The 18,294-nt window shown below is 29.9% G+C and carries 23 protein-coding genes; all 23 read left to right on the top strand.

Going from position 1 to position 18,294, the window contains the following annotated elements; translation table 11 throughout:
- Positions 1-35 precede the first annotated feature (35 nt).
- The 23 genes from DEFDS_RS05445 (at position 36) to upp (ending at position 18,292) form a co-directional block, all read left to right on the top strand.
- Entirely contained in the window at positions 36-683 is a 648-nt protein-coding gene (locus tag DEFDS_RS05445; RefSeq protein ID WP_161595881.1) for a hypothetical protein, read from the top strand.
- A gap of 105 nt (positions 684-788) precedes the next feature.
- Positions 789-1,013 carry an RNA chaperone Hfq gene (gene hfq, locus DEFDS_RS05450; RefSeq protein WP_013007801.1) on the top strand — a complete coding sequence of 75 codons (225 nt, stop codon included), beginning with the start codon at positions 789-791 and terminating at the stop codon, positions 1,011-1,013.
- A complete protein-coding gene (locus tag DEFDS_RS05455; RefSeq protein ID WP_013007802.1) occupies positions 1,014-1,544 on the top strand; it encodes a DUF4416 family protein in 531 nt (176 codons plus the stop codon).
- Positions 1,537-2,751, top strand: coding sequence for a GGDEF domain-containing protein (locus DEFDS_RS12610; RefSeq protein ID WP_013007803.1), 1,215 nt, complete (start codon positions 1,537-1,539; stop codon positions 2,749-2,751). Before DEFDS_RS05455 ends, DEFDS_RS12610 begins: the two co-directional genes overlap by 8 nt.
- On the top strand, positions 2,744-3,910 hold the full coding sequence (locus DEFDS_RS12615; protein WP_013007804.1) for a hypothetical protein: 1,167 nt from the start codon (positions 2,744-2,746) through the stop codon (positions 3,908-3,910). Before DEFDS_RS12610 ends, DEFDS_RS12615 begins: the two co-directional genes overlap by 8 nt.
- The gene (locus DEFDS_RS05470) at positions 3,907-4,194 is read left to right on the top strand and encodes an FtsB family cell division protein (RefSeq protein ID WP_013007805.1); all 288 of its coding nucleotides are present in this window, start codon (positions 3,907-3,909) and stop codon (positions 4,192-4,194) included. Before DEFDS_RS12615 ends, DEFDS_RS05470 begins: the two co-directional genes overlap by 4 nt.
- Positions 4,191-5,531 carry an exodeoxyribonuclease VII large subunit gene (gene xseA, locus DEFDS_RS05475; RefSeq protein ID WP_013007806.1) on the top strand — a complete coding sequence of 447 codons (1,341 nt, stop codon included), beginning with the start codon at positions 4,191-4,193 and terminating at the stop codon, positions 5,529-5,531. Before DEFDS_RS05470 ends, xseA begins: the two co-directional genes overlap by 4 nt.
- Positions 5,532-6,005 (top strand): transcription elongation factor GreA, encoded by a 474-nt coding sequence (gene greA, locus DEFDS_RS05480; protein WP_013007807.1) that lies wholly within the window; start codon positions 5,532-5,534, stop codon positions 6,003-6,005.
- A 6-nt stretch (positions 6,006-6,011) separates the two neighbouring features.
- Positions 6,012-7,373 (top strand): sigma-54-dependent transcriptional regulator, encoded by a 1,362-nt coding sequence (locus DEFDS_RS05485; RefSeq protein WP_013007808.1) that lies wholly within the window; start codon positions 6,012-6,014, stop codon positions 7,371-7,373.
- A complete protein-coding gene (pgsA, locus tag DEFDS_RS05490; RefSeq protein WP_013007809.1) occupies positions 7,360-7,917 on the top strand; it encodes a CDP-diacylglycerol--glycerol-3-phosphate 3-phosphatidyltransferase in 558 nt (185 codons plus the stop codon). Before DEFDS_RS05485 ends, pgsA begins: the two co-directional genes overlap by 14 nt.
- Positions 7,914-8,996 carry a DUF362 domain-containing protein gene (locus DEFDS_RS05495; RefSeq protein ID WP_013007810.1) on the top strand — a complete coding sequence of 361 codons (1,083 nt, stop codon included), beginning with the start codon at positions 7,914-7,916 and terminating at the stop codon, positions 8,994-8,996. Before pgsA ends, DEFDS_RS05495 begins: the two co-directional genes overlap by 4 nt.
- Positions 8,993-9,586, top strand: coding sequence for a glycerol-3-phosphate 1-O-acyltransferase PlsY (plsY, locus tag DEFDS_RS05500; protein ID WP_013007811.1), 594 nt, complete (start codon positions 8,993-8,995; stop codon positions 9,584-9,586). The genes DEFDS_RS05495 and plsY overlap by 4 nt, the downstream gene beginning before the upstream one ends.
- On the top strand, positions 9,583-10,737 hold the full coding sequence (gene ribD / locus DEFDS_RS05505) for a bifunctional diaminohydroxyphosphoribosylaminopyrimidine deaminase/5-amino-6-(5-phosphoribosylamino)uracil reductase RibD (protein WP_013007812.1): 1,155 nt from the start codon (positions 9,583-9,585) through the stop codon (positions 10,735-10,737). Before plsY ends, ribD begins: the two co-directional genes overlap by 4 nt.
- Positions 10,719-11,369, top strand: coding sequence for a riboflavin synthase (locus tag DEFDS_RS05510; protein ID WP_013007813.1), 651 nt, complete (start codon positions 10,719-10,721; stop codon positions 11,367-11,369). Before ribD ends, DEFDS_RS05510 begins: the two co-directional genes overlap by 19 nt.
- On the top strand, positions 11,369-12,586 hold the full coding sequence (locus tag DEFDS_RS05515; RefSeq protein WP_013007814.1) for a bifunctional 3,4-dihydroxy-2-butanone-4-phosphate synthase/GTP cyclohydrolase II: 1,218 nt from the start codon (positions 11,369-11,371) through the stop codon (positions 12,584-12,586). The genes DEFDS_RS05510 and DEFDS_RS05515 overlap by 1 nt, the downstream gene beginning before the upstream one ends.
- Positions 12,587-12,599: 13 nt before the next feature.
- On the top strand, positions 12,600-13,067 hold the full coding sequence (gene ribE, locus DEFDS_RS05520) for a 6,7-dimethyl-8-ribityllumazine synthase (protein WP_013007815.1): 468 nt from the start codon (positions 12,600-12,602) through the stop codon (positions 13,065-13,067).
- 6 nt (positions 13,068-13,073) lie between these two features.
- Positions 13,074-13,493: a transcription antitermination factor NusB gene (gene nusB / locus DEFDS_RS12620; protein WP_013007816.1), complete on the top strand. Its 420-nt coding sequence runs from the start codon at positions 13,074-13,076 to the stop codon at positions 13,491-13,493.
- Complete coding sequence (locus DEFDS_RS05530; RefSeq protein WP_013007817.1) at positions 13,493-13,867, top strand: hypothetical protein; 375 nt, start codon at positions 13,493-13,495, stop codon at positions 13,865-13,867. The genes nusB and DEFDS_RS05530 overlap by 1 nt, the downstream gene beginning before the upstream one ends.
- Entirely contained in the window at positions 13,864-14,118 is a 255-nt protein-coding gene (locus tag DEFDS_RS05535) for a DUF4911 domain-containing protein (RefSeq protein WP_013007818.1), read from the top strand. Before DEFDS_RS05530 ends, DEFDS_RS05535 begins: the two co-directional genes overlap by 4 nt.
- The gene (locus tag DEFDS_RS05540; protein WP_013007819.1) at positions 14,108-15,472 is read left to right on the top strand and encodes a TldD/PmbA family protein; all 1,365 of its coding nucleotides are present in this window, start codon (positions 14,108-14,110) and stop codon (positions 15,470-15,472) included. The genes DEFDS_RS05535 and DEFDS_RS05540 overlap by 11 nt, the downstream gene beginning before the upstream one ends.
- Positions 15,472-16,398, top strand: a complete 927-nt coding sequence (locus DEFDS_RS05545) for a 3'-5' exoribonuclease YhaM family protein (RefSeq protein ID WP_013007820.1) — start codon at positions 15,472-15,474, stop codon at positions 16,396-16,398. The genes DEFDS_RS05540 and DEFDS_RS05545 overlap by 1 nt, the downstream gene beginning before the upstream one ends.
- Before the next feature lie 29 nt (positions 16,399-16,427).
- Complete coding sequence (locus DEFDS_RS05550; protein WP_013007821.1) at positions 16,428-17,657, top strand: uracil-xanthine permease family protein; 1,230 nt, start codon at positions 16,428-16,430, stop codon at positions 17,655-17,657.
- Positions 17,657-18,292: a uracil phosphoribosyltransferase gene (gene upp / locus DEFDS_RS05555; protein ID WP_013007822.1), complete on the top strand. Its 636-nt coding sequence runs from the start codon at positions 17,657-17,659 to the stop codon at positions 18,290-18,292. Before DEFDS_RS05550 ends, upp begins: the two co-directional genes overlap by 1 nt.
- Positions 18,293-18,294: the final 2 nt, after the last annotated feature.

Here is an 18,294-nt window from a genome sequence, read left to right on the forward strand (position 1 = left end):
TGTCTCGAGTTAAAACAGAGGCCATAATTTACAAATTGATTAATTATGCTGATAAATCAGCCATAGGTTATGTCTTCTCGAAGGATTATGGATTAATTAAAGTTTTTATTAGCAGTGCTTTTAGTAAAAAGGGTGGAGTATTTAAGTTTTTGCCTGGTATCATGGAGTTGAAATATAAAGAGAATGGTTTATTGCATAAATATTATGGATTTGAACAGAATGTTTCATATAATTATTTTCTAGATAATCCGTATATTTTAATGAGGTTAAATTTACTGTTTTTTTTGATTGATGAATATGGAATAGAAAATAATGAATATGTGTGGAAGCTAATTTTAAATATTAGAGAAGAAAATATATATAAGTCTTTTGTATATATAACTTATTATATTTTGAAAGGTTCAGGTGTATTTCCAGAGATTCAATGCTTAGAATGTGGAGCTAAAAGTAATTTGTATTTATGTAGCGACTTAGCTGTTAGATGTGGAAAATGCACTGACGATAAAAAATATTATATAACTAATGAGCTGTTTAAAATTTTTTCCAAATTAAACAATAAAGAGAAATATAAAATTTTTGTTGTTGATAAAAAGGTAGAAAGTAATTATATAAATTTTATTAGACACTTTGTGGAAACAGATTTAAATAAAAAAATAAAACTTTTTGATATGTTGTATATATAGTTTTATGAAAATCTTGTATAAGTTAGAATAAATGCTTGAAGAAGTTTGTTAACTAATATATAATGCTATATGAAATAAGATAATTTTAATTTGAGGGGTTTATTCATGAGTAAAAAGGTTAATATTCAGGATGTATTTCTTAATTATGTTAGAAAAAAAAGGATGCCTGTTACTGTCTATCTCATTAATGGGGTTAAATTAGAGGGAGTTATAAAAGGTTTTGATAACTTTGTGGTTATTCTAAAGGATGATTCTCAAAAAATGATTTATAAACATGCAATATCTACGATTGCTCCTTCAGAAGAAATTGAAGAAATTGAAATGGTTTAAATGGTTTATGGTGGAGGAGTTAGACAACCTGTAAAGGTTGTTTTTTATAATGCAATACTTACCAATGAATTATTGATAGATCGTGTCGATGGTTACTTAAAAAATATTTTTGGTCTACCTGTTTTTAAATCTAATATATTCAATTTTGATCATACAAATTATTATGAAGATGAAATGGGTGAAAGATTAATGAAATATTTTGCTTGCTATGATATAATAGATTATCCAGATAGGTTAGTTTTGTTTAAAAGATTAGCTGTGGATATTGAAGAATTGTTTATGGTGGATGGGAAAAGGAAAGTGAATATTGATCCAGGTTATGTGGCGTTAGAAAAGGTGGTCGCTGCTAGTACTAAAAACTTTTCTCACCGAATATATTTGGGTGATAATATTTATGCAGATTTGCAGCTTTATAGGAAAAAGAAGAGATTTAATCCTCTGCCATGGACTTTTTATGACTACAAGACCGATTTAGCTCTAGATTTTTTTGAAAAAGCTAGAGAGTATTTGGAGGGGTGTTTAAATGGATAAGTATATTAATTATAATGAAATGTTTGATAGTATTGCTATAGAAATTATGAATATTTTAATAAATGTTCGTAAGAATAATCAAAATCTCAGTAAGGATGTAATTAAAGAGTATTTATTGAATAATAACAGGTTAAAAGATTTATTTAACGAAGATATATGCAAAAAAAATTTAAATGAGCTTAAAAAAGAGCTTGTGCAGATTATTTTAAAGGTTGAAAGTATATTGCCAACTGATACGGTTAAAGAGTTTAGAGATAAAATAGAAGCTGCTAATGATATCTGTTATTTAAATGAAGTTTTCTTAGAAGTCACAAATTATTTTGCTAATTATTTATTAAAAGTGATTGGGACATTTAATAAGGTTTGGGATGTTTTAAAAGATACTTTAAAGTTTATGGAAATTTCAAATGATAAAATCTTTTCAATTCTTGATAGTAGTAAAGAGATTTTTATCGAAGAGATTAAAAACAGTGAAAAGTTAGATGAACATATTGAAACCATAGAAAAAGAGACTTTTTTGGAAAATAACTTAGATAATTTGAAAAAGAAACTTTTAGAAAAATTGACCAATATAAAAAACAGTCTAAAAGAGACTCGTAACCAAAGGAAAAATCAATTAAAGAAACTTGATACTGAAGTTAATAAAGTAAAAGAAGATATAAACAGATATAAAGAGCAAATTCAACAATTGCAAGACACTATAAAACAGTTTAAGAAGGAAGCGATAGTTGATTCTTTAACAAATATTTATAATAGAAACTATCTTGAAAGGAAGTATCCAGAAGAATTTGAAAAATTTAAGCGATATGGGCAACCACTCTCTGTAATTATGCTTGATATAGATGACTTTAAAAAAGTTAATGATAATTTTGGTCATCAGATTGGTGATAATGTGTTAAGGTATTTTGCAACAGTTATTAAGAATAATATCAGAAAAGTTGATATCCCTTTTAGATACGGAGGAGAAGAGTTCCTTATTTTGCTACCTCATACGAAACTAGAACAAGCTATGGTTGTGGCAAATAGGATACATAAAGAGTTGAATGATACTATGTTTAAAGTTAAAGGATTGACTTTGAAAGTTACAGCCAGTATTGGTGTAACTGAAGCAAGAGAAAGTGATAGTATGGAATCCTTGATAAAAAGGGTGGATGACCTTTTATTGAAGGTGAAAAAAGAGGGTAAAAATAGGGTTTTAAGTGGTTAACGATAAGTTTGATTTATTGATTAACCATCTAAAAAATGCAAATTTAGAAAGTAAAGATGGTTTGTTGTTATTTTTAAAATCGTTAAAACTTCCATATAATGAAGTTTTTTATGATATATATAAAGATAAAAAGTTTTTAGGCAATATAGAATTAGATATTTATTCAAAGAAATCTAATATTAACCAAATAAATCTTATTTTGGAAAAATCAATCCCGGTAGATTTTAAAAGGTTGCCAATTATAATTTTTCTCATTTTAAAAAATTATCCAGAATTAATTGAAAAAGTAGTCCTTTATTTCAATAGTTTTAGCTATGATATAAAAAGGGATATTTTAAAAAATTTTTTGTTTGATGAGAATATCTTGATAAAATTTTCAAAACTTCTTCTAAATGATACTGATTTTATAAAATTACTTGTTGAACTAAAAAAATTAACCAAAAAAATTGCTCACATTTTATCGTGTTCAACAGAACCTGAAGTTTTGTTTTATCTATCAAACTATGATGAGATAATAAAACATGATGTGGTCTTGGTTTCAAAGCTTTTAAAAAACCCATATACTCCAGATGAGTCAATAGTTAGATTAAAACAGTTGCTTTTTGAACTCAAAGAAAAAGAAGTTTCAAAAGATAAAGCTGAAAATGAAGCCCAAGAAAAAGAAGAGACAGAGAATGAAAGTAAAGATAACTTGTTTATAGCGCTAGATAAATTTGAAGAAAAAGTTGATGAGAAGATAGAAGAGTCTTTATATTCACGTATATTAAAGATGAGTGTACCTGAAAAGATAAAACTTGCTTTAAAAGGGAATAAAAGTGCTAGGAATATATTAATAAAAGATTCAAACAAGCAGATAGCACTTTCTGTATTAAAAAATCCAAGAATTACTATGGAAGAGATTGATATGGTAACAAAGAATAAAACCACACCTGATTTTATTTTGAGGGAGATTGCAAGAAGTAATAGCTGGATAAAAGATTATCAAATAATAAAAAATTTAGTTTTTAACCCTAAGACACCTCTCGATGTTAGCATACATTTTATTAATAGGCTATATTTAAAAGATTTAGAATATTTGTCAAAGTCCAAAGAAGTCCCAAATGTTGTGCAAGCACAAGCATATAGATTAGTACAACAAAAAAATAAGATGAAAAAATGATAAGACAAAATTTAATACTGATAGCATTTATTATATTTTTAATAGCTTATTTAATCTTTGGTGATTATGGTATATTAAGTTATATAAGATTGGTAAAAATAAAGCATAATTATGAGCAACAGATAGTGGAAATGGATAAAAAAATCAAAGAGTTAAAAAAAGAGGTTGAGTTTTTACAAAAAGATAAAGATTATCTTGAGATGATTATAAGGAAAGAGCTGAATTTGAAAAAACCAAATGAAGATCTTTTTATTTTAGATGATAATATTTCGGACAAAAAATGAGCAAACTCACTGTATCAGAGCTTACCAACAAAATAAAAAATATTTTAGAAAATAGCTTTACTGGGCCTGTTAGTGTAGTTGGCGAAATATCAAATTATTCTGTGTCTTCTCTTGGTCATTGTTATTTTACTTTGAAAGATGATAATGCACAGATAAAATGTGTTTTTTTTAAAAGATATAGAATTTTATTGAGAGATTATGAGCCCAAAAATGGGGATAAAGTAGTAGTTACGGGTGATTTGACTGTTTATGAAAAGGATGGTTTATATCAGATTATTGTTAAAAAAATTGAGTATGATTCTGTAGGTGATTTTTATAAAAAATTTGAAGAAACTAAGCGAAAACTCGAAAAAGAGGGTTTTTTTGATTCTGATTTAAAAAAAGAGATACCAAAACTTGTAAAGAGAGTTGCTATCATAACTTCTCCAACAGGTGCAGCAATTAAAGATTTTATAAGGACAATAAAAAAGAATAGTGTAAATATGATTGTGGATATTTGGCCGGCACCCGTTCAAGGGGATGATGCTATCCCTATTATAATTGATCAGATTACAAAAATTAATAATTTTGTTGATTATTATGATATTTTGATATTGATGAGAGGGGGTGGATCTTTAGAAGATCTTTCTATATTTAATGATGAATTTCTTGCGAGATCCCTTTTTCATTCTAAAATTCCAACAATTTCTGCAATAGGACATGAAAGAGATTTTACCATATGCGATTTTGTTGCTGATTTGAGAGTAGCTACCCCCACTGCTGCTGCAGAAAAGGTATCTGAATATTACGTAACAATTGAAGAAAAAATTGATAATTTGACTAAACATCTCATTAAGGAGATGGAGTATAAGTTAATGAATAATCTACAATATTTAGATACACTTGATGCTAGAATCCAGAAAAATTCTCCTTATCAAAAAGTGAGAACCAAAATTCAAGAAATAACTTTAATGGAGAGGAAAATTTTAGAAAATCTAAAAAGTAGTTTGTTTCAAAATGAAAAGATAGTCGTAGAATATCTTAGAAGAATAGAAAGAGAAAATCCAATGTATAAATTAGAAAATTTTAATATTAAAGTTGATCAATTTATTAAAAACATGAAAACTATTTTATTGGGTAAGTTAGAAGTCTTAAATAACAGAGTTGATTCTATGATGAATAGCTTGAATTTGACTAACCCTGAAAATATATTAGAAAAAGGTTATGCGATAGTTTTACAAGATAAAAATCCAGTCGTAAGTGTAAATTCTGTTCATCTTGAAGATGAGCTTGAAATTAAAATGAAAGATGGTTATATTAACATTTTTGTTACTGGTAAAAAAGTTCGGAGGAAATAGATGGATAGAATACCTATAACAAAAGAAGGTTATGAAAAAGTAAAAGCTGAGCTTGAAAGGCTTAAGAAGGTAGAAAGAAGAGAAGTTATAAAGGCTATTGAAGAAGCAAGAGGGCATGGTGATTTAAGTGAAAATGCGGAATATGATGCAGCAAAAGAAAGACAAGGGATGATAGAAGCAAGAATTGCCGAATTAGAATCTAAGATGGCAAGATTTGAAGTTATTGATACATCAAAATTAAAGGGTGATAAAGTTGTATTTGGTGCTACAGTAAAAATCGAAAACCTGGATACAGGAGAAATAAAAACATATAAAATTGTAGGCCCTGATGAATCTGATATTTCAAAAGGTTATATTTCTATCATTTCACCAATTGCAAGAGCCCTTGTAGGTAAAAAAGTTGGTGATGATGTAACTGTTATTGCACCAAATGGTGAAGTGGAGTATGAAATATTAGAAATATCTTTTGATTAAAAATTCATGGGTTACAATATACTTATTGTTGATGATGAAAAATCTTTTAGAGATTTTTTGGAAATTTTGTTTGTCGATGAAGGTTTTAATGTATTTTTAGCAAAAGATGTTTCTGGTGCTATCGAAATTTTAGAAAAAGAGAAGATTGATATAGTCTTATCCGATTTAGTATTAAAAGATGAAGATGGTTTAGATATTGCTCGATTTTGTAAAGAAAATAATCTCAAAATACCTGTAATCCTTATGACTGCTTATGCAAGTAATGAAACGGCAATAGAATCTGTAAAACTCGACGTGGTTGATTATATCACAAAACCTTTCGATACTGATGAATTATTAGATCTTATTCATGAGGTATTATTAAACAATAAAGCTGAAGCCGATACTTGCTGTGAAGGCTTAGAAGAAATTATAGGCCAAAGTCCTGAAATAATAAATATTAAAAAAGAAATTATAAATGTTTCAAAAAGTGATGCTACAGTTTTAATCACTGGTGAATCAGGTACAGGGAAGGAGCTGGTAGCCAGAGCAATTCATAAGTTGAGTGATAGAAACAATAAACCTTTTGTGCCTATTAATTGTGCTGCAATCCCATCAGAGCTTTTGGAATCAGAGTTGTTTGGGTATAAAAAGGGTGCTTTTACTGGTGCTAATTATGATAAACCTGGTATTTTTGAAGCAGCTAATGGAGGGACAGTTTTTTTAGATGAAATTGCTGATATGCCTTTAAGTTTACAATCAAAGTTGTTGAGAGTGTTACAGGAATCTGTTGTGAGACCTATAGGTAGTAATATAGAAAAAAGAGTTGATATAAGACTTATCGCTGCTACTAATAAAAACTTATCAGATGAAATTGAAAAAGGTTCGTTCAGAGAAGATTTATTTTACAGATTAAATGTATTTAATATTCATTTGCCTCCTTTGAGAGATAGAAAAGATGATTTATTACTTTTGATTAATCACTTTATTGATAAATATTCAAAGAAATATATGAAGAATATTAAAGGAATTTCGTTCCCAGCTTTAAGATTGCTTGAAAATTATTCTTTTCCAGGTAACGTTAGAGAATTAGAAAATATTATTGAGAGAGCTGTTATTATTGAAAAAACATCAAAGATTTTGCCATCAAGTATTAGCTTAAAAATTGTTGGAAATGAAGATAAACATGTTAAGCATGATTTTACAAATGAAGAAGAATTAGAAATACCGGAAAATTTTTCTTTGGAGAATCATATAGCAGATATAGAAAAAAGGTATATAGTTAAAGCTTTGAGTATGACAAACTATAATAAAACTAAAGCAGCTAAGTTATTGGGTATAACGCTTAGAACTTTACGATATAAGATGGATAAATATGGACTCAAATAAGAACTTTAATATTGCAAATCAACTGACTTTTTTAAGGTTAATTATTGTACCTATATTTTTAATTTTCTTATTTATAGATAAAAGATATTCTAATATTGTTGCAGCTTTTTTGTTTATTATTGCTTCTTTTACAGATTTTATAGATGGTTATATTGCTAGGAAGTATAATCTTGTTACTAATTTGGGTAAAATTATTGATCCAATTGCGGATAAAATATTAGTGGCTTCAGCTTTAGTTGGGTTAGTGGAGCTTAAGAGGATACCTGCGTGGATAGTAATTATTTTACTTTCTAGAGAATTTGCTGTAGGAGCATTAAGAAATTTCGCTTCAACAAAAGGGGTTGTCATACCAGCAGGTATGAGTGGAAAGATAAAAACTACACTTCAAATGATTAGTATTTCTATGATTATATACAAAGAAAAATTGTTAGGGGTTGATATGTATTATTTGGGTAAAATTTTACTCTATATTTCAGTAATTATTTCAGTTTTATCATTAATCGATTATTTTTATAAGTATTTTAAAAAAGGTAACCAAAATTGAATGTAACAATTGAGAAAGTTTCTGATTATGATGTAGAAAAACTTAAAGATTTTTTTTTAAACAGTTTAACTAAAAGTAGAAAATTTAAAAATCAAAAAAAAGTTTTACTCAAACCAAATTTATTACAGGCTTCTCCCCCAGATAAAGCTATAACTACACATCCACTTTTTATAAAAGGGGTTGTGTTGGCTTTATTAGAATTGGATAGTAGTATTGAAATTTTGATAGGGGATAGTCCTGGAGCAAATTTTATTAATTACAACAGGGTATTAGAAAGAACAGGAATGTTAGATATTATAAATGAATTTAATATTTCCCCTGTTAAGATAGAGGAATACCCCCCTAAAATTTATAACGGTTTATTGTTAAGTTCCATTGTAGAACATGTTGATTGTATTATTAACCTTGCAAAATTAAAAACGCATTCTCTAACTGGATTAACATTATGTGTTAAAAATCTATTTGGATTGATCCCAGGTAATTATAAAGTAAAATATCATAAAGATTATCCAGTCAACAAAGAGCTAGGTGTAAATATTGCAAAAATTTATGAATTTTTAAAAAATAAAACTATTTCTTTTATTGATGGTATATTGGCTCATGAAGGTGAAGGGCCATCAAGAGGTAGAGCTAATAAATTGGGTATAGTTGGTTTTTCTGATGATGCAGAAGTTTTAGATATGGCGATCACAAAATTATTAGGACTGCCCCCTGAATTTTGTAAAACTAATATTTATTTTATTGATAAAGTTGATAATATTGAAGATTGTTTACCTCAAAATCTTAAAATTAATGGGATTAAACTGCCTATTTCTACAAAAATTGATTTTCTACCAAATTGGTTGAAGAAATTTGTAGCTGATAGTATAAAAGTTAAACCAGAAATAATGAAAAGTGATTGTATTAAATGTTATTTATGCTATAAGTCTTGTCCAGTTGAGGCTATTAGTTTAGATAATGATAAATTTCCAGTTGTAAATAAAAATGACTGTATTGAATGTTACTGTTGTTATGAGGTTTGTGAATCTGATGCCATTAGACTTAAAAGATCGTTATTACACAGGTTGTATGTGAGATGAGTGTATTGTTAGTTATTATCTCATATTTGATAGGTTCTATACCCACTGCTTATCTTGTAGTTAAGCTTGTAAAAGGGGTTGATATAAGAGAAGTAGGTAGTGGTAATGTTGGTGCTACGAATGCTGGTAGAGTTTTAGGGTTTTATGGATTTTTGATAGTATTTTTGATAGATATGTTAAAGGGTTTTTTACCTGTGTATATTGCAAAAACAATATATGGTGATGTATTTATTATTTATCTTGTAGCTCTTGCAACCATTTTTGGACATACATTTACAATATTTTTAAACTTTAAAGGTGGAAAAGGTGTTGCAACAGGTGTAGGTGTTTATTTAGCTTTATCCCCTTACAATTTGCTTTATGCTTTTATAGCTTTTATCGTTGTGGTTGCTCTTTTTAGAATGGTTTCATTGGGCTCTATAATTGCTGCATGTGTATTGGCAATTTTGATATGGGTAAACGAAGCATCAATAATTTTAAAGATATTCACTACTGTCTTAGCAATATTTGTGATTTATAAACATAGAGAGAATATAAAAAGGATATTAAATGGTACAGAAAAGAAAATTGGGGAGAAGGTAAATATATGATTAAACCTCACGATATTATGAAAGAGTGTGTTCAGTTGGCTTTGCTCGGTAAAGGTTATACCAAAACTAACCCTATAGTTGGTGCGATAATTGTAAAGGATGGTAAAATTATCGGACGTGGTTATCACGAGGAGTACGGAAAATCCCATGCAGAAATAAATGCTATGAATGATGCTGTAGAACCTTTGGAGGGTGCTGATTTATATGTTACTCTTGAGCCTTGTTCAATACATGGGAAAACGCCACCTTGTGTAGATGCAATTATAGAGAATAAAATAAAAAGGGTTTTTATAGGTGTTGTTGATCCAAATCCAAAGATTGCTGGACAAGGTATAATCAAACTTATAGAAGCTGGAGTAGAAGTTTTCGTTGGATTTGATGAAGAATTGTGTGCATCTATAATTGAAGACTTTACAAAGGGTGTTTTAAACCAAGAACCTTATTACACTTTAAAACTTGCTCAATCCTTAGATGGTAAAATTGCGACTAAAACCGGAGATTCTAAATGGATAACATCTGAATCATCAAGGGTATATGTCCATTATATAAGAAGTGTTTCAGATGCAATACTTGTTGGAGTAAATACTGTTAATAGAGATAATCCAAGATTGGATGTTAGACTGATTAAAGCTGAAGTTAATCCTTATAAAGTAGTTTTAGATCCTTTTTTTGAGATTGATACCAACAGTTTTTTATGCAAAAATTATTCTAATAAGTTAATATTATTTGTTAAAGATATTAAAAGTAAAGAAAAATATGATAAATTAATTTCAGAAGGTGTTGAGATTGTAAAAGATGAATCAATAGGTGAGTTGTTTGATTTAAATTTTATATCAAAGTATTTATATTCAAAAAATATTTTAAACGTTTTAATAGAAGGTGGGAGTGAAACTGCTGGTAGATTTATTGATGCTGGAAAAGTTGACAAAGTTTTATTTTTTATTGCACCTAAAATCATTGGAGGAAGAGATGCAGTTTCTTCTATAAAAGGGGATGGTGTGGAAAAGATTCAGGATGCTATAGAAGTGAAGATGGCTGAAGTTAAACATTTTGATAATGATATTTTGATAAGTGGAAAAATTAAGGATTATACTGAATATGTAATAAAATTAACTGATAAGGTTAGAAATAGATGTTTACTGGGATTGTAGAAGAGACTGGAAAAGTTGTATTTTTTCAGAAAAAGAGTGATTTTGCTAAAATAAAAATCAAATGCGATACTGTTTTAGAAAAAACACAGGTAGGTGATTCTATAGCTGTAAATGGTGTATGTTTAACAGTTGTTGATTTAGATGAAAACAGTTTTTCTGCTGATATATCTTATGAATCCATCGAAAGAAGTACATTTAAATATTGTACTACTGGTTGGGCCGTTAATCTTGAAAGGGCGTTGACGCTGGAAAAAAGACTTGGGGGTCATTTGGTTCAAGGTCATGTTGATGGGATAGGTAAGATAGTGAAGATAATGGAATATAAAGACGCCTATAAGTTGCAGATTTTATATCCATCGGAGTTAGATAAATATATAGCTGTAAAAGGCTCAATAACAATAGATGGGATTAGCCTTACTGTAGCCAGTGAAATTGCAGCTAATACAATAGAGGTTGCTGTTATTCCACATACTTTTATGGTTACCAATTTAAAAGATAAAAAGAGTGGTGATTATGTAAATATAGAAGTGGATGTAATAGCAAGATATTTGGAGAAGTTGTTGAAAAAAGAGAAAGATACTTCTAAATTATATGAAGATATACAAAATTTAATGTCACTGGAGGATTATTAATGGATAAATCAGTTATGGCAACAGTGGAAGAGGCTATAGAAGAAGTAAAAAAAGGTAAAATGATAATTTTGGTAGATGACGAAGATAGGGAGAATGAGGGTGATTTAGTAATAGCTGCACAGTTTGCAACACCTGAAGCAATAAATTTTATGGCAAAGTATGGAAGAGGATTAATTTGCCTTGCTTTGACTTCTCAAAGGTGTGATGAGCTTAATTTGCCTCTTATGGTGAATGAGAATTCAAATAATACAAAATTTGGTACAGCTTTTACTGTTTCAATTGAAGCTAAAGAAGGTGTGACGACTGGTATCTCTGCATATGATAGGGCAAGGACTATTCAGGTTGCTATTGATCCAAATACAAAGCCAGAGGATTTGGCAAGGCCTGGACACGTTTTTCCTTTAAGAGCAAGAGATGGTGGGGTATTAGTTAGAGCTGGTCAAACAGAGGGTTCAGTTGATTTGATGAAACTTGCAGGGCTGTATCCTGCAGCAGTAATATGTGAAATAATGAATGATGATGGTACAATGGCAAGAATGCCTCAACTTATTGAGTTTGCAAAAAATCATGATCTAAAGATTTTGACAGTTGCTGATTTGATAGCTTACAGAATTGAGCATGAATCTTTAATTGAAGAGGCTGCTATTGCTCATTTGCCAACTATTTTTGGAGATTTTGAAATTATGGGTTTTAGAAATAAAATTGATGGGCAAGAAGCTGTTGCTCTAATTAAGGGTGATGTGAAGACTGATGATCCTGTTTTAGTTAGAGTTCATTCGCAGTGTCTAACAGGTGATGTTTTTGGTTCTTTGAGATGTGATTGTAGAGATCAGCTACATAAAGCACTTGAAATGATTTCAAATGAAGGTAGAGGTGTTTTGCTTTATATGTTTCAAGAAGGCAGAGGGATAGGTTTGTTAAATAAAATTAAAGCCTATCATTTGCAGGAGCAGGGGCTTGATACTGTGGAAGCAAACCTTCATCTTGGGTTTAAAGATGATTTGAGAGATTATGGTTTTGGAGCACAAATTTTAAGGTTTTTAGGGGTAAAAAAGTTAAAACTTATGACAAACAATCCAAAAAAAATAAGATGTTTATCCGGTTATGGACTTGAAGTTGTTGAAAGAGTACCGATTGTTTGTGGATTGAGACCAGAAAATGAGAAATATTTAAAAACTAAAAAGGAAAAGATGGGACACGATTTAGATATAAAATAATCTGGAGGATTAGATGAATGTAAAAATTTATGAAGGTAAATATGATGGTACTGGTTTAAAATTTGCTATTGTAGCTTCTAGGTTTAACGATTTTATAGTTAAAAGTCTTGTTGCAGGTGCAGTAGACGCATTAGTTAGACATAATGTAAAAGAGGAAGATATTGTAGTATTTAAAACACCTGGTGCTTTTGAAATACCTTTGTTAGCGAAAAAAGTTGCTAAAACTAAGAAATTTGATGCTGTGATAGCTTTAGGTGCGGTTATCAGAGGTGGAACTCCACATTTTGATTATGTGGCAAGTGAAGTGGCAAAAGGGGTTGCGAAAGCTGCTTATGATACTGAGGTTCCTGTTATTTTTGGTGTTTTAACAACAGATACTATTGAACAGGCAATAGAGAGGGCTGGTACAAAGGCAGGTAATAAAGGTGCTGAAGCTGCTCTTTCCGCTTTAGAAATTGTAAATATTGAAAAGATGATTTAATATGTTATGAAATTGAAAAGTATTGCTAGAGAAAAGGCTTTTAAAATGTTATATCAGGCTGAAATGACTAATTTTAAGCCTGATCGTTTAATTAAGCAGTTTTGGGAATTAGATGAAGAGAAAAATGAAAAGGTAAAATTGCTTGCAAATAAACTGTTTAGACTTGTCATAGATAAAAAAGGTTATGCTGATGATATAATTTCTAAGTATTTAAAAGAAGGGTGGACATTTGAGAGATTGACTGAAACCGTAAAAAATACGCTGAGATTAGGTATTGCAGAATTGTTTAATACTGAGACTCCAGTTTATGCCATACTTGATGAGTATACAACATTGGCTAAAAAGTATGAAGATGAAAAAGCTGCTTCATTTGTGAATGGAGTTTTAGAAAAAATACGTAAAGATTTTAATATAGAAAGAGGATAATGAATAAATTTGTCTGTTCTTTCGATGGTACAGAGATTTTTCCTGTGTTTATAGACTTTAATTTTGAAGATTTTAAATGTAGAGGATTATCGCTTTTACTGGATTTTTTTTATAAAGGGAGATTGACTGATTTAATTAACAGTTTTAATGAATTGAAGCAGCCAATATTTATAAAAAAAGATTTTTTTTTATTTAAATCAGGTTTTTTTTTGTATGATTTTAGATTTATTAAAAACGATATTGATCAATTTGTTAATTTCATAAATAACTTAGGTTTAACTTCAATTTTTATTGAAAAATCCTCTTTATTAAAAGATAGTGACTATGATATATTATCAAAAAGAGTGGACTTAACATTTTTGGAGATCAAATGACCGACTTGTATTCTGTTCGTATTAAATTTACAACAGATAAAAAGAATATTATTTATATTAACAGTATCATGGACTCTTATGAGGGGTTAGGTATAGTTAGAACTATAGATAAAAAAGAGGGTAAAGTTGTTGTATATTCAACAAACGGTTTATATAAATATGCTATGGAAGTTTTAGACGCATTAAAAAGTGAAGGAGTAAAGATTGAAAATTTGACAATAGAAGAAAGTGAGAGTGTAGATGAATGGTAAAAGTTTTTTTTATGATATCTTAGAGGATTTGTATAAGTTTTCAGATTATGCTGATATCTATATTGAAAATACTGTTTATGATACGATAGTTTTTGAAAGTGGGAAATTAGATCGTTTTGAAAAAATAAAGGATTCAGGTATAGGCTTACGTATAATCAAAAATTATAAAACTTATTATGCCTATACAACAAGCTTCGACATCAAAGATATTCAAGAATGTGTGGAAAATTTGTGTGAAATGTCAGAGTCTTCAGAGAAAAATGACATATTTTCAATTGAGAAAACAGTTAGCTATGAATATGAAAAATCTAACAAAACCTATAATTTAACGTCAAAAATTGACAAGATAAAAAACGTAGATTCTATTGCTTGGGGATCGAAATTTACAAAGCAGGTTTCCACAAATTTTAAAGAAACCAAGAAGAATATAAGAATTATAACCAGTGATGGAAATGACTTATCACAAGAATTAAATTATGTAACTCTTTTTTGCACAGTTATATGTGAAAAGGATGGAGTTTTACAAACCGGGTATGAGTCTATTGGTGGCCTTTACTCTTTTGATAAACTTCTTGAAGAAAGGGTTGAAATTGTAAGTAAAAATGCGTTGAAAAGAGCCTTGCAAAATCTAGAAGCTGATTATGCACCTGCGGGTGAAATGTGTGTGATTTTATCCAGCAATGCTGGTGGGACGATGGTTCATGAAGCTGTTGGTCATGGTTTAGAAGCAGATCTTGCTACTAATGGGCTAAGTGTTTATCAAAATAAGATCGGAGAAAAAGTAGCGTCAGAGAAGATTACAGTTATAGATGATGCAACCTTGGATGGAAAAAGAGGGAGTTTTTATTTTGATGATGAAGGAGTTGAAGCTCAGAGAACAGTACTGATTGAAAATGGGGTTTTAAAAAACTATATGTATGATAGATTATATGCAATGAAAAATAATTGCCAAAGTACTGGAAATGGTAGAAGACAATCTTACAGATACAAACCAATTGTTAGAATGACTAATACCTTAATAGCTCCAGGAAATGATAACCCTGATGATATTATTAGTTCAGTTGATGAAGGTTTGTTTGTTGTTAAAATGGGTGGTGGGCAGGTAAACACTGTAAATGGTGATTTTGTTTTTGAAGTAAACGAAGGGTATTTGATAAAAAATGGTAAAATACAGAATCCTGTAAAAAATGCCACACTGATCGGTAATGGTCCAAAAATTATGATGGAAATAGATATGGTTGGGAATGATCTTGGTTTTGGAATAGGTACATGTGGTAAAGATGGACAGGGAGTGCCAGTGAGTGATGCTCAACCAACATTGAGAATTCCTAAAATAACTGTAGGTGGTAAATAATGGATTTAAGAATTAAAGGTAGTAAGTATTTAATATTTGAAATAAACAAAAGTGTTACTAAAGATAACAGACCTTATATCAAAGTTATTTTGATGGATAAGGATGGAAATACATTTAATGGTATAATGTTTGATAGTAATAAACTAAAATTTGATCCAGAAAAAGGTCATATTGTTGAAGTGATTGCAAATATTCAGCATTACAACGGTCAACCACAGTTTAAGATTTTGGATATGTCATTGGTTGAAGGTGAAAATCGTTTTGATTTTTTCCCAAAAACAGAAAACGATGTTGATAAAATGTTAATTGAGATGAAAAATCTAATATTTCAAAATATCAATAATAGATATCTTGTTGAACTTTTAAATAAATTTTTTAATGACAAAGAGATAATAGAAAAATTTAAAGTTATCCCTGCAGCTAAAAATGTTCATCATGCTTATATTGGTGGTTTATTGGAGCATACATTTTCGGTTGTAAAATTAGCTTTGATATTATCAGACTATTACTCCCAAGACATTGATAAAGAACTCCTTGTAGTAGGTGCTCTATTTCATGATATTGGAAAACTTTTTGAGCTCACAATTGATGAAAGTTTTGATTATACAGAAGATGGTAAGCTTTTAGGGCATTTGCTCTTAGGTATAGATTTGATAAATAAATATATCAGCCAAATTGATGGGTTTCCAAGTAGGTTAAAAAGTTTAATAAATCATATGATTGCTTCACATCATGGTATCTTAGAGTATGGTTCACCTAAAAAACCAAAAACGAAAGAGGCATTGTTGCTACATTATATAGATGATATGGATGCTAAACTTAATACGTTTAAGTCTTTATTAGAAAAAGAAAAAGTTGATGAAGGATGGACTAGCTATGACAGGCTATTAGAAAGACAGATATTTAATCATAATTCCAATTATTAGGTATACATAAAAAATTACAAGGAGGAATGATGAACGATAGTGCTTTCAAAACGTTAATTGTTGGTGTTCAGATGCTTTTTGTAGCATTTGGAGCCCTTGTCTTAGTTCCTTTATTGACAGGTCTTGATCCATCTATTGCACTTTTTACTGCTGGTGCTGGGACATTGTTATTTCAATTTATTACTAAAAGAAAAGTACCTGTATTTTTAGCAAGCTCATTTGCTTTTATAGCTCCCATTCAGTATGGGATGAAACATTTTGGTGTAGCAAAAACATTAGGTGGTTTAACTTGTGCAGGTTTAGTTTATTTGATATTTGCGTTATTAGTCAAAAAAGGTGGGATAAAAGCGATTGAAAGGTATCTTCCCCCAATTGTAACAGGGCCAGTTATTATGGTTATTGGTTTGAAGCTTGCGCCTGTTGCTGTTAAAATGGCAAAAAGTTTTGATGGATCTGGTAATTTTGATCCAAAAGCAATGGTTATCTCTTTAGTATCGTTGATTACTGCTATCTTGGTCGTAATGTATGGTAAAAGAATATTAAGTCTAATCCCAATTCTAACTGGTATTTTTGTAGGTTATATAGTTTCCCTTTTGATGGGTGTTGTTGATTTTACCCCGGTTATTCAGGCGAAATGGTTTAGTATCCCTTGGGTTGAGGCAATTAAAAATGGAAGTTATGCTGTACCTGTTTTTGATCTGGCTGCAATAATGTATATTGTGCCTGTTGCTATTGCTCCAGCTATAGAGCATGTTGGTGATGTGTTGGCAATATCTTCTGTGACTGGTAAAAACTATTTAGAGGATCCAGGATTGCATAGAACTTTGACAGGGGATGGTTTAGCTACAGCTCTTGCATCTTTATTGGGTGGACCACCTAATACCACATATTCAGAAGTTACTGGCGCTGTTGCTTTAACAAAAGCGTTTAATCCTGTTTATATGACAGTTGCAGCTATTACTGCTATTATTTTATCTTTTTTTGGTAAATTGGGTGCTGTTTTAAAAACCATACCCGTTCCTGTAATGGGTGGTATACTTATCTTATTGTTTGGTATGATAGCTGCAATTGGTATAGGTTCTTTAGTTAAAAATAAAGTTAATATGAGTAAATCGAGAAACTTGGTTATTGCGTCTGTTGTGTTGGTAATAGGTATAGGCGATATGGTTATCTCTTTTTGGAGAATAAGCTTAGGTGGTATTGGTTTGGCAGGTTTGGTTGGGATATTTTTAAATGCAATTTTACCGGAGGATAAATAATGAAATATGAAAATTTAATTATAATCGATCACCCATTAATTAAACACAAATTAACTTACGTGAGAGATAAGAACACCCCAAAAAAAGAGTTTAAAGAGCTTGTGGATGAAATTGCAATGCTAATGGCTTATGAAATAACTAAAGATTTCCCTTTAGAAGAGATTGAAATTGAGACTCCTATTTGTAAAACAAAATCTTGGGTAGTATCAGGGAAGAAGGTTGTTCTTGTACCAATATTAAGAGCAGGTTTAGGGATGGTGGATGGAGTATTAAAACTTATCCCTTCTGCAAGAGTTGGACATGTCGGGATTTATAGAGACCCAAAAACAGTTAAACCAGTAACATATTACTTTAAAATTCCAAGCGATTGTGAAGATAGAGATTTTATTCTGATCGATCCTATGTTAGCTACAGGAGGCTCTGCTGTAGAAGCAGCAAGGATTTTAAAAGAAAATGGGGTTAAAAATATTAAATTTATGTGTTTAATTGCTGCACCAGAAGGTGTTGAAGCTTTTTCAAAAGCGCACCCTGATATAAAAATTTATACTGCTGCGCTGGATGAAAGATTGAATGAGAAAAAATATATAGTTCCTGGTTTAGGTGATGCAGGTGATAGGCTGTTTGGTACAAAATAAAT

It is taken from the genome of Deferribacter desulfuricans SSM1 (assembly GCF_000010985.1).
In the GTDB taxonomy this organism is placed as follows: domain Bacteria; phylum Chrysiogenota; class Deferribacteres; order Deferribacterales; family Deferribacteraceae; genus Deferribacter; species Deferribacter desulfuricans.